Here is an 11927-nt window from a genome sequence, read left to right as displayed (position 1 = left end):
ATAAGAACCGTGTTCATCAAAATATTGCTGCATGATATTTTCTATATCTGCTTCTTTTGTATCTGCCTTGATTAGATATTTTGGATCAACATTATCTGGAATTGAATAAATATCATATCCGTATCCTGATGATGCAAGAGGATCTGTTGCTATGTAATTACTGCATGAAATAAAAAGTATTGAGATGAATAATAATATAAATATTTTATATTTATCTTTTTTCATAATTTGTCCCTATTTTATAACATTTAAACAAAAAACTAAAAATAAAGTAAAATTATTTTAGTTTTACTTAAAAAATATTTATAGTTTAGGCACTTTAAACCTTAATCCTAATAATACATCATGATATCCGTCTGCCTTTGTATCTAATAAATATCTGTATCCTAAATCAATAGACATATAAGGCAGTACATTAAAAGTCATTCCTCCGCTGAATCCAAAAACCAATGTATTTACAGATGTTCTATATTCTGTTCCATTATATGTTGTTAAAAAACTGTCTTTTAATTTTGCCCCCATAGAAAAACCTATATAAATTGTAAATGGAGGATATTTAGTTAATAATGTTTGTTTGTATGTTTCATCTGTTAATACTTCATCTATAACAAAAAAATTAATATCAAAATATACGGAACCTAACAAAGTATGCATTTTTATATCATTTGTCATTCCTACTATATTTCTGCCGACATATTCAAATTCAAATCTTACAGGTGATGATTTATTTATTGTTGGTATACTGTATCCAATAGAAAAACCTCCGCCTAAATAATTGAAATACCCTTTTGTACCATCATCTTTAATATAAGCATAACTTCCGTCATGTGAAAACATAAATTTAGGAGTTATATATAAGCCCTCAGGAATATATGAAAATAGTTTTTGTGCGCCATTGAATAATATTATAAACATAAATATAATTATATAGTATCTTTTCATCTAATGTACCCCTAAAAATTAAACCTTAAAGAAGCTATTATATCATGATTGGATTGCGTTTCTTCTGTAAGCAGTAATCTATATCCTAAATCCAAACTTAATAATGGGGTTATATGAAATCCTAATCCAGCCCCAAAACCATAAAGGAATTGTCCTTTATTATAATAAGTACTAGTCTTAAAAATTCCGCCGTATTCATGGGATGTATTTGCTATATATGTATTTAATGCTCCGCCTATTAAAAATCCTGCATAAACTGACATTAAAGGTCTTTTTCCATTGTTAATTTTACTTCTGGCAGAATCCGGATTATTATAATCCGTATACCAAAAATAATAATCATAATATGCACCTAATAAAAAGCTATGAGAATGCATAGTTTTTACTCCGGTTATATATACATTTTGAGGTATTGGATTTCTATATAAATATTCAAATTCAAGTCTTACAGTGCTGTATTTATGGAATATATCAAAATTATATCCAACTGCAATACCGCCTCCAACATATAAATTTTGAATGTTTTGTTTATCGCTGTTTGGTTTTCTTATTCCAGAATCTTCTATCTCAAATAAAAATTTAGGAGATAAATATGCCCCTATATCAATAGCCATAAGCATGTTAGTTAAAGAAACTATCAAGAAAAAACTAAACAAAAACTTTTTTATCATAAAATAATTTCCTTAAAAATAAAATTAAAACAATATACCAATGGCAAATCTAGGCAGCAGTACAAATCTAAATATATGATTATACGAGTAACCCATTTCAAGTATTGATATATCAAAGAAAGGACGTACCCCGCTGTTAATGCCATTGATTCCTAATCCTCTTGATACATCTATTCTAAATCCAAGTTCTCCTGATGCATAAAAATCCCATATATATGTATCTCTATTTACAATAGAACCATCTGTTTTATATTCATTTCCTTTAGTTATAAATAATGTCGTACCTACTTTAGGCATTAAAAAAAATCCGGATGCTCTGTCCTTTTTATTGAAATAGAATCTTCCTCCAATTGAAAATCCAAGTCCGTAAACATTTCCATTATACAAGGCATTTGCATTACTGTAATGCGTTTTCATTGTATAAAATCCGGCATCAATATTTAAATCAATTTTTTCAGAAGCTCTGTATGTATAAGTTAAATCTAAACCAAAAGTTCCATATAATTTAGGATTATTTGGGTCTTTGCTTGGTAAGATGAGATTGACAATAGCAGGTGCTTCAAGCATATAAAATATAGTGCTTCCAAAATTTAAACCTATAGAATGTCTATGCGATTCAATTCCATTTTCAGTATGTATATTATTTGTAACATCATCAGCAAAGGATATGCCGGTAATTATAAATAAAAATAAAACTATTAATTTATTTCTCATATATACCTCGCATTAAAACCTTAAACTAAAGCCTATTCTAGGGAATAGTGCAAATTTTATAGATGCTACATAGTTAGCCCATGATGGGAAAGAACTCCAAGAAGGTATTATTGTATTTACATTTATTAATCCGCTTCCGAAGAAACCTATACCCTCTCGTACATCCTCGTAAATACCCGGTATTCCGGAACGAACATAATATCCTATTTCAAATAGAGAAAAGTCAATATAAGGTTTTACAGGCCATTCTCTTGTAGGGAATAATTCTATAGTCCATCCTAGTTCATAAGATACATACATTGTGGTATCAACTGTATGACGTTTAGTTTTTACCCCAGTAATTCCATTTTCCGTTTCAACATCAGATATTAAAGTTTCTAATCCGAATCTGAAAGTATTTACTACTTGTCTGTTTTTTCCTCCAAGAAATTTTATTCCTATTGTAGCCGGCAAATATGTAAAAGATGCTTTAAATTTTGTGTCAGTTGATACTGCATCTCCTATATTACCTAAATTACCTCCTGAAACTGCAGAATTAATTAAATCTCCTGCCTTATCTTTTGGTATATTAAGTAAAAATGACATAGATTGTACGCCAAAACCTACTTCTATTCCAACACGCGGATGAACAAGAAGAGTATATGATATACTAGGAACATACCAGAAACTTCCTTTATATTCTACAGCATTCATATATTTTTCTATAGAACTTAAATCAGTGCCGACTAAACCCGCAAATGTATTAGCATTATCAAATATTGTATTTATCAAAGTGGGAAATAAACAAGCATATCCTGGCACTAAATTTACACTTACAACTTGTCTGCCTTTAATCCAACTATATGTATTTGTATCGGATTGCGTAGACATTGGTATTCCTTTAGCATCGCATAATTGGGATATGCTAAAAACTATTATAAATATTAATAACAATTTACTCTTCATAAACACCTTAATATTATTTTTTATAATTAGTATATTTTGACCATTTATTATTTGAGATTAATGCTAAATGTTAATAATTTTACAGTAATTTATTAACATCTAAGTTATTTATGCATTTCCCAAATTTATGCCTCTTCCCAACAAAAGTACTATTTATACCAACTATATTTGTAATATCATTTATGGCTTTTTTATATTATATTTTAATAATATGTAATTCATCCTCCATATATTTTGCCATATAAAATTTAATAAATAGATTATTTTTTTAGTCCTATTTCATTAGGATCTCCAAAACTTCCTTTAGGCAGATCCTTTACTATTGCTTCTATTTGACTTACCTGATCTTGAGTAATACCGCTGTTTCCAACTAGTTTATCAACATCTATATTGCCATTACTGTCTATACCTCCATTGCCTGCTATATTTACCATTATACCTAGAGCTTTATCCTCCCCAACTACATTTAATATATCATTTATAGCTTTTTTACCATCTTCTGTCATATCTACTGTATATAATGTATCGCCAGCGGGTACTGTTACTATATATCCTTTATCACTTCCTGAAGGCTTATCATCTTTATATACTCCGCCTACACCTAGTATATTGTCTTCAAATGTGTAATTTTTATCTCCGCTTCCAGTGTTAATAGTAATTTTATTGCCGTTATCATTTACTGTAACACCGTCCCATTTATTATTTTCCATTTTGCTTAAAAATAATTCCGGTCCTGGACCTGTAATTGTAAGGCTTGTTTTTTTACATGAAAAAAATGTTATTATAATTAATAATACAGCAATATACTTGACTGCGTTCACTTCTTTATTCTCCATAAAAATAATATTTATATTTTTATTATATATTTTTTTTATATAAAAACAATATAAAATTATACTGTTATAAACGTCGACTATATTAACTTTAAAAATTAGTATATATAATATTTTTTATATGCTTGACAGAAAATTTGAATTAAAGTAAAATTCATAGATGTTCAATACTAAAAAGGTACTGCTTTCCGTCTATGAATAATAATATTAATGATAATACAAAACATATTACATACATAACTAATCATGAAAAAAACAGCTTCAGAAGAATTATTATAAATAGAAATTATAAAACTAAAAGGTATTATATCGATTTTTTTGTTGCAGGATATAAATATAATGACGGAAAGGAGATAATAGAATTTTTATGCAAAAATGAATCTGTAACCCTTGTGCATGAAATATTTAATCCTTATGACAGATTTGCCATAGCTATTTATGACAGCAGAAATTATTTCCGCTTAGGATATATTCCTAGTGTTATTTCACCTTTAATATCATATAAACTTGAAGATAAAAAAAATAAAGTACATGCTGTAATAAAAAGCATTAAACTTGAAGAAGATGATGAGTGCAAAATAGAGATAAGAGTATTTATAGATATGGTAAAAAACTCTAAAAAAAACAGCTGAAAACACTGCTATTGCATCTTAATATACATTATGATATTATAATAACAAATTTATTATAAAAGTTATATATGAAAAAAATTTCAGTAAAAACAGAATTAGCTTTTCAAAAAGTTAAAGATGAATATATTAAAGAGCCTTTTAACTATGGTATTTATATATTAACAGGAAAAGAAAGACTTTTTAAAAAGGCTTTTATTGCTTCTATGCATTCTTATATGTTTCTTGATGAGGGAGACAGTGAAATGAATTACAGCGTGTTTTATGATAAAAATGATGCTGTAGGATTTGCTCCATTAGAAGTAGCGGATACTCCTCCTTTTGGATCCAAACTTAGACTTATTGTTATTTATAAATACAATAATTTTCAGGAAGATTTTTTAGAATATTGTTCTAATCCATCCAAAACGTCTATTGTTATATTAGAAACAGAAAGTTCATTAGAAGAAGATCCTATATATAAATATTTTTCTAAAAAACAAAATGCAAATAATATATATTTTATAGATTTTCCATTACCTGATGAAAATGATTTTAGGGGATTAATTAATGCCTATGTTAATAAACAAGGAAAAAAAATATCTACAGATGCTGTTGAGTATTTAATAAATAATATCAATTTGGATTATGATTCACTTTATTCAGAGCTTGCCAAAATATGCAATTATAATGATAAAGATTATTTGCATATCGAAGATATTATGGATTTTACTTATGTATCTAAAAATAGAAATATATTTGATTTTTTGGATGCTGTTTTTGAGAGAGATAGAAAAAAATGTTTCAGTATCATGCATAGGCTTGATCAGGATGCATCAAGTTCTCTTACGCTGATGATGAATAATTTTATGGCAATATATTATATGAAAATCTTTACCCCTCAAACAACTTTAAATGAAATAAGTAAATTAACTAAGATACCAGAGTTTATCTTAAAAAAGAAAAAAAATTCATTAAAACTTTTCTCTTTAGAAGAAATTGTTAATATAATATCAAAAATATCATATTTAAATACTTTAAGTGTTACAACTCCCGTAAATATTTTTAAAGCACATTTTGAATTATTTTTATTTACAATAACTAAATAAATACAAATATTTTATATAATTATGAGTATTGTAAGTATATAAGAAATTATTTTTATTTACTTTATTAAATGATTAATGTATCTAGCTATTTAATATGTAAATTTGACAATTTTCATCAGTATAAACCATATTGTTATAGCATCATATTCAAACTAAAAATATATTTTATATTTCATTTGAGTAAATTTTCATATTTAATTTATTTTAAAAATAAAATAAATTAAATAAGTTTTACAGCAATTTTCTTTGACAAATAACCATTTATTTTGTATAATATCTCATAAATTTATAGGATGGTGCGTATGTATTTAGTTAACCTTATGGAACAAAAAGTTTCAAAATTAGCAGATTCTTATTTAAAAGAAAAAAATATACCAGTTAACACAAATATGCGTATGGATATTATAGCATATACTTTAAATAGAGTTCAGTCGCAGTATGTTACAAGCGCCAGAGGTGTTTTACATAGTTATAATAGAGATCCTATACAGAGTAATACTGAAATTTTAAGTATTATAGCAGATGCATGTGAAATAGTTACTAGAAGAAAAGAAAATACTTTATTAGAATCTGTTCCTTCTATAAGTGAGAACGGATACTATATAACTTATCCAAGTATAATGGGGAATATAACATCTTCTAATAATTTTGAAAAAATAGATAATGCTTTAGTGTATATTTTTTATCAAAATAAAATATTACAGGGTTATGGTGTTAATTTTCCAAATCCTGCTATAGTATCAAGCAACGTACCTGGAAAATTTATGTTTTGTTTTATGCCTAAAAAGGTTGACAGCAATACAGAGATAGATGTTAATTTAGATATAGTTGTAGAATCAGAAAAATATATGCAGTATAAAAGTGTGCTGTCATTTAAATTAAAACCAACATACTATAATGCTGGGGATATGCCGCTTTTCTCAATAGAAGAAGTTAATGATATATTATTAATAGAAAATCATAATATAAAATAAAATATAATAAAAAGCATTTGTTGATATTTGGGCATCATTGTATTTTAAAGAGAATTAAATGAGAGTAATTAAATTTATTGTATTTGCATGCTTTTTTATTATTTTTATTGTTATAGCAAATTTGATTCATAAAAACCTTACATCTTATGAAGTTACAGGAATAAGCAGTTCTTTTAATTATTATAATATATTAGCATACAGTAATAACGATATAAAATCTTTGGTATCATTATCTTTTAAAACATCATTTGACAGCTTAGCATCCATGTTTGATATGGATAAAGCTCTTTTAAAAAATACTATCATAAAAAAAAGCATTAATATAAGAGAAGAAGATGCAGATCTTATAATATTTACGGGAAATGATGGCATAGAACAAATAACAGTTAATACATCAAATAATGCGGATGCTTTTTTAGACAATTTATTAAATGATCTAAATTCGAATAATATACAATTAGAAAAAGAAATTATTGATGATGAAAATGGTAATATTTTAGCTGAGATTTATTTTTATAAGACTATGGACTATAAATTTGTTATTACTAAAAGCAATAATGATTTAGCAATAGATTATATAAATTTAAAGGCATAGTATACTATATAAATTTTGTAATTTTTTATTGACAAATAATTTACTTAGTAGTATATTACTAAATAAGATTAATTATCAATTACAATTATTAATGGGGTTATTATTCTATGAACACAAGAAATACTATACAAAAACAAGTAATTTTAAATGCTGTTAGAGAGTTAAAGAATCATCCTACTTCAGAGGAAGTATATAACTATATTAAACCTAATTTTCCATCTATAAGTTTAGGTACTGTATATAGAAATTTAAATTTATTATCAGATACTAAAGAAATACAAAAACTTTCTATTATAGATGATGCAGTACGTTTTGATCATATAACAAATGAACATTATCATTTTCAATGTAATAAATGTAAACAATTAATTGATATACCTATGGAATATCAAGGCAAATTAGATGACTTGGTTTCTAAGGAATACGGTGTAGATATACTAAAGCATGATATCGTTTTCACAGGTATTTGTAAAAATTGTAAGCATTCTTAAGATATTGTTATGCTTATTATTTTTTATTAATAACGATATTTACAGTCTTGATTTTAATATTTATATTTTATATACTATTTAACATATAACATTTTAAATTTAAGGAATAATATATGTCAAAAGGCTATTTAGCTTTAGTGCTGCATGCTCATCTCCCTTATGTAAGACATCCTGAACATGAGAACTTTTTGGAGGAAGAATGGCTGTATGAAGCTATTACGGAAACTTATATACCTTTGTTAGATGCTTATGATAGAATGGTTAATGATGGCATAAATTTTAAAATAACTATGAGTGTTACTCCTCCTCTTATGAATATGTTAGCCAATGAACTGCTTCAAAATAGATATGTTAATTATATAGAAAAATTAATTAAATTATCTGAAATGGAATGTGAGAGAACATCATTGGATCCTAATTTCCATCATACTGCAGAATTTTATAGAGATAAATTTAAAAAGATAAGAGATATTTTTGTTTATAAATATGGTAAAAATATATTAAATGGTTTCAGATACTTTTTGGAAAAAGGTAATTTAGAAATTATTACATGCGGTGCTACTCATGGATTTTTCCCATTTATGCAGGAATACCCTAATGCCATAGAAGCACAATTAAAAATGGCAATAAAAACGCATGAAAGACATTTAGGAAGAAGACCTACAGGTATATGGCTTGGAGAATGCGGTTTCTTTCCAGGACTTGAAAAGCATCTTGCCAACAATGGAATAAAATATTTCTTTGTTGATACTCATGGTATAATGTATGCTGATAAAGTTCCTAAATATGGTGTTTATGCTCCTTTATATTGTTCAAGAGAAAGCAGAGTGGCTGCTTTTGGGAGAGATATAGAGAGTTCAAGAAGCGTATGGAGTGCAGAAGTCGGATATCCTGGTGATTTCAGATACAGGGAATTCTATAGAGATATAGGATATGATTTGCCTTTTGAATATATTAAAGATTTTATACAAAGCAACGGACTTAGAAAAAATACCGGTATAAAATACTATAGAATTACAGGTAAAGACTGTGCAAAAGAGTCTTATAATCCTGAATGGGCAATGGAAGCTGCAGGAGATCATGCTGGAAACTTTATGTTCAATAGAGAAAAGCAGATTGAATATTTAGCTTCTGTAATGGACAGACCTCCTATAGTGGTATCTCCTTATGATGCTGAATTATTCGGACACTGGTGGTATGAAGGCCCTATGTTTATAGAGTTCTTAATGAGAAAAATTCATTATGATCAAAATACTATAGAAACAATAACACCTAAAGAATATTTGGAAAGACATCCTGTAAATCAAATATCCATGCCTTCTATGTCAAGCTGGGGTGCTAATGGATACGGAGAAGTTTGGCTTAACGGTACAAACGGCTGGATATACAGACACTTGCATAAAGCAGCTGAAAGAATGATAGAATTGGCACATGATTATTATAATGAGACAGGACTTTATGAGAGAGCATTGAATCAAGCGGCACGTGAATTATTGCTTGCTCAAAGCAGCGACTGGGCTTTCATTATGCATACAGGTACTATGGTTGATTATGCTGTTAATACTACTAAATTATATATAAAGAGATTTACAGATCTTTATTATGCTATTAAAAACAGAGATTTAAACGAAGAGTGGCTCAGGAAATTAGAATGGCGCGATGATATATTCCCAGAGATGGATTTTAGAATATATAATTAAGTTTATTTAATTTTTATAAAAGTCAAGAGTATGTATATTGTTTTTCAGTATACATACTCTTTTTTTATAAAATTAGGCTGAAATGATTGTATTTAATATTTTATTATTATTCGTTTGCAGGCACTCTTTTCATACCATTTGAAATAAATCCGTAAATCAAATAAACAGCCGAACCAATCAAGCCTGCGAATATAGGAGCTTCTACCCATCCTATATTAAGTTTCAATATAAATATAGTGCTTGTTACTAATCCTACTATCATAGAAAGTAAGGCTGATGTAATATTTGCTTTAACAATAGGTCTCATCATTATAGGTCCTACAAACATTGCTATAAGCCCTCCAGTTCCAATATATGCTATTTGATTAAGCATGCCTTGAGGGGCTAAATATGTGAGTATAAGTCCCCATACTCCAGTAAATACTACTCCTAATCTATTAACTATAGGGCTGCTTTTATCTGGCTTGTTTGTAAATGATACAACCAAGTCATGCGATAAAGATGATGCCAATGCCTGCAGAACCGAGCTTATAGTAGAAAGCATTGCGAATAATATAAACAGTATTATCATACCGCCTATTGCAGGAGGAAGATAAGTTGTCAAAAATACAGGCATGGCACTGTCTGGATTTGTTAAGTTGGGATTTTTATAAAACATATAAAGTCCTGCTATAGGTACTAAACTCAATATTATTCCGATAGGCGCCATATATAAAGACATTAAAGGTATATTAACATCTTTCTTGAATGATAAGAATCTCACTGACATATAAGGAAGAGTTGTAGTGAATAGAAAAGCGTATATAAATACTAAAAATACACTGTACTTTCCATTTCCGTAAGGCACAGAAGTTTCAGGATTAATAAACTCTGGTTTTACTTCTCCTACTTTTTGTATAAGCTCCAGCATTGGTATATCTTTAATTATAGTTAAGTATACTATTATAGAAGCTATAACCATTCCTATACACATTATAGTATCAGTTATAGCCACAGCAAGAAGCCCTCCTTGAACTGTGAATATAATAATAACAATCATTAATACTATAGATGCTGTATGTTCAGAAATGCCAAGCCATTGAGAAGCAACCAAACCAACCGCTCTGATTTGTCCTATTATATAAACAGATAGAAATATAAAAGTGGCAATGCCGCCTAATCCATGTACTATTCTTTTTTGTGCTTCATTTCCATAATGCGTTTTAGCAATATATTCAGGTACTGTATAGCCGCCGCTTTCTTCAGCTCTCTTTCTCATAAACCCAGCAAAAAATAAAGTACCGAATGTTATAGCGGGAGCAAAGAAGAAATTAGCAAATATCTCTATAGCACCGTAAGCATAAGTTGTACCTGGAGAACCTATAAAGCCCCATCCGCTGTATCCTGTAGCCATTAAAGTACCAGCTCCTACAAAAGCTCCTATTGATTTAGCCCCAAGCAAAAAACCTTCAGAAGCATTTTCCTTAATTTTTAACTGAGACCAATATCCTATTGATATCAGGGCAATAGAAGAAATTATTAATATTATCCAATTTGTTATCATTTTCTTTTTGTCTCCTTTTATTTTGTTTTAATTACTTATTTACTTTATTTTTTAAGGCTCTGAAAATGCATGCTATAATCGGCACTATCATTAGTACACCGCAGCCGTAAATAAAGTAATCCATAAGCCATGAACCTGTCATAAATTTCTCCTTATTAGATTAAGATTATAATTTTATATTCCAATGCTATTGGAATTAAAAATTTTGAACATTAAAGTATGTACGTATTGATTTGTGAAAAATAGATTATTCTATCACCTTGATAGAGTTGTTATATGATAAGATGCTTCCTGAATAGAAGAAAAAGAATATTTAATGATGTTTAGATATTTCACTATTAAATACCTCTATTAATGAATTTTAATTAAAATATTTCTATTAGCAGTAAGCATATAATATTGTTTATTTTTTGTCAACTAAAAATTATAATTTAATATATAATATAAAAATAATACCATTATAAATTGAGGAATATTATGAAAGAGATAAAAATAACAGATATAGAAAATATAAAAATTGGAAATGCTCAAAATAAAGAAGCTGCAACAGGATGTACAGTTATAATATGTGAAAGAGGAGCCGTTACAGGTTTGGATGTTAGGGGAGGAGGACCTGCTTCAAGAGAAAGCGAATTAACAAAACCTTTTGCTTCTGCCGAAGTAATACATGCAGTTCTTTTAAGCGGAGGAAGTGCATTCGGACTTGATGCATCCGGCGGAGTAATGAAATATTTAGAAGAGAGAAATATTGGTTTTGATGTAGGAGTTACAAAAGTACCTTTAGTTTGTCAGTCTTGTATAT

At 28.0% G+C, this 11927-nt stretch carries 13 protein-coding genes and 1 pseudogene; 7 read left to right on the top strand and 7 right to left on the bottom strand.

Going from position 1 to position 11927, the window contains the following annotated elements; translation table 11 throughout:
• The 6 genes and pseudogenes from Q0J90_RS13850 to Q0J90_RS13825 form a co-directional block, all read right to left on the bottom strand.
• Positions 1–225, bottom strand: a pseudogene (locus Q0J90_RS13850) (leucine-rich repeat domain-containing protein); the annotation flags it as partial.
• A 78-nt stretch (positions 226–303) separates the two neighbouring features.
• Complete coding sequence (locus Q0J90_RS13845; protein ID WP_297278470.1) at positions 304–942, bottom strand: invasin; 639 nt, start codon at positions 940–942, stop codon at positions 304–306.
• An 11-nt stretch (positions 943–953) separates the two neighbouring features.
• On the bottom strand, positions 954–1613 hold the full coding sequence (locus Q0J90_RS13840; RefSeq protein WP_297278469.1) for a tia invasion determinant: 660 nt from the start codon (positions 1611–1613) through the stop codon (positions 954–956).
• Positions 1614–1637: 24 nt separating this feature from the next.
• Positions 1638–2327 carry a hypothetical protein gene (locus Q0J90_RS13835; RefSeq protein ID WP_297278468.1) on the bottom strand — a complete coding sequence of 230 codons (690 nt, stop codon included), beginning with the start codon at positions 2325–2327 and terminating at the stop codon, positions 1638–1640.
• Between the two features lie 12 nt (positions 2328–2339).
• The gene (locus Q0J90_RS13830) at positions 2340–3272 is read right to left on the bottom strand and encodes a hypothetical protein (RefSeq protein ID WP_297278467.1); all 933 of its coding nucleotides are present in this window, start codon (positions 3270–3272) and stop codon (positions 2340–2342) included.
• Positions 3273–3532: 260 nt separating this feature from the next.
• Positions 3533–4093 (bottom strand): hypothetical protein, encoded by a 561-nt coding sequence (locus Q0J90_RS13825; protein ID WP_297278466.1) that lies wholly within the window; start codon positions 4091–4093, stop codon positions 3533–3535.
• 218 nt (positions 4094–4311) lie between these two features.
• Here Q0J90_RS13825 and Q0J90_RS13820 point away from each other — a divergent pair, with 218 nt between their 5' ends.
• The 6 genes from Q0J90_RS13820 (at position 4312) to Q0J90_RS13795 (ending at position 9582) form a co-directional block, all read left to right on the top strand.
• On the top strand, positions 4312–4737 hold the full coding sequence (locus Q0J90_RS13820) for an HIRAN domain-containing protein (RefSeq protein WP_335824864.1): 426 nt from the start codon (positions 4312–4314) through the stop codon (positions 4735–4737).
• A gap of 68 nt (positions 4738–4805) precedes the next feature.
• Positions 4806–5822 carry a DNA polymerase III subunit delta gene (gene holA, locus Q0J90_RS13815; protein WP_297278464.1) on the top strand — a complete coding sequence of 339 codons (1017 nt, stop codon included), beginning with the start codon at positions 4806–4808 and terminating at the stop codon, positions 5820–5822.
• Positions 5823–6124: 302 nt separating this feature from the next.
• Positions 6125–6796, top strand: a complete 672-nt coding sequence (locus Q0J90_RS13810) for a late competence development ComFB family protein (RefSeq protein WP_297278463.1) — start codon at positions 6125–6127, stop codon at positions 6794–6796.
• A 58-nt stretch (positions 6797–6854) separates the two neighbouring features.
• On the top strand, positions 6855–7391 hold the full coding sequence (locus Q0J90_RS13805) for a hypothetical protein (protein ID WP_297278462.1): 537 nt from the start codon (positions 6855–6857) through the stop codon (positions 7389–7391).
• 107 nt (positions 7392–7498) lie between these two features.
• Positions 7499–7882, top strand: a complete 384-nt coding sequence (locus Q0J90_RS13800) for a transcriptional repressor (RefSeq protein WP_297278461.1) — start codon at positions 7499–7501, stop codon at positions 7880–7882.
• 113 nt (positions 7883–7995) lie between these two features.
• Positions 7996–9582: a 1,4-alpha-glucan branching protein domain-containing protein gene (locus Q0J90_RS13795; protein WP_297278460.1), complete on the top strand. Its 1587-nt coding sequence runs from the start codon at positions 7996–7998 to the stop codon at positions 9580–9582.
• 106 nt (positions 9583–9688) lie between these two features.
• Here the strand turns inward: Q0J90_RS13795 and Q0J90_RS13790 are convergent, their stop codons facing one another.
• On the bottom strand, positions 9689–11125 hold the full coding sequence (locus Q0J90_RS13790; protein WP_297278459.1) for a sodium:solute symporter: 1437 nt from the start codon (positions 11123–11125) through the stop codon (positions 9689–9691).
• A 477-nt stretch (positions 11126–11602) separates the two neighbouring features.
• On the opposite strand from Q0J90_RS13790, the gene Q0J90_RS13785 reads away from it, so the two are divergent.
• Positions 11603–11927, top strand: a 325-nt coding sequence (locus Q0J90_RS13785) for a P1 family peptidase (protein ID WP_297278458.1), incomplete at its 3' end; no start/stop codon positions are given.

The organism is uncultured Brachyspira sp., assembly GCF_944390595.1.
Lineage (GTDB): Bacteria > Spirochaetota > Brachyspiria > Brachyspirales > Brachyspiraceae > Brachyspira.
This window is presented reverse-complemented; position numbering and strand designations above follow the sequence as displayed.

Bases quoted from the DNA above. Each gene is read 5' to 3' on its own strand.
- Q0J90_RS13845 (WP_297278470.1), bottom strand. From the start codon at position 942: ATGAAAAGATACTATATAATTATATTTATGTTTATAATATTATTCAAT.
- Q0J90_RS13840 (WP_297278469.1), bottom strand. From the start codon at position 1,613: ATGATAAAAAAGTTTTTGTTTAGTTTTTTCTTGATAGTTTCTTTAACT.
- Q0J90_RS13835 (WP_297278468.1), bottom strand. From the start codon at position 2,327: ATGAGAAATAAATTAATAGTTTTATTTTTATTTATAATTACCGGCATA.
- Q0J90_RS13830 (WP_297278467.1), bottom strand. From the start codon at position 3,272: ATGAAGAGTAAATTGTTATTAATATTTATAATAGTTTTTAGCATATCC.
- holA (WP_297278464.1), top strand. From the start codon at position 4,806: ATGAAAAAAATTTCAGTAAAAACAGAATTAGCTTTTCAAAAAGTTAAA.
- Q0J90_RS13810 (WP_297278463.1), top strand. From the start codon at position 6,125: ATGTATTTAGTTAACCTTATGGAACAAAAAGTTTCAAAATTAGCAGAT.
- Q0J90_RS13805 (WP_297278462.1), top strand. From the start codon at position 6,855: ATGAGAGTAATTAAATTTATTGTATTTGCATGCTTTTTTATTATTTTT.
- Q0J90_RS13800 (WP_297278461.1), top strand. From the start codon at position 7,499: ATGAACACAAGAAATACTATACAAAAACAAGTAATTTTAAATGCTGTT.
- Q0J90_RS13795 (WP_297278460.1), top strand. From the start codon at position 7,996: ATGTCAAAAGGCTATTTAGCTTTAGTGCTGCATGCTCATCTCCCTTAT.
- Q0J90_RS13790 (WP_297278459.1), bottom strand. From the start codon at position 11,125: ATGATAACAAATTGGATAATATTAATAATTTCTTCTATTGCCCTGATA.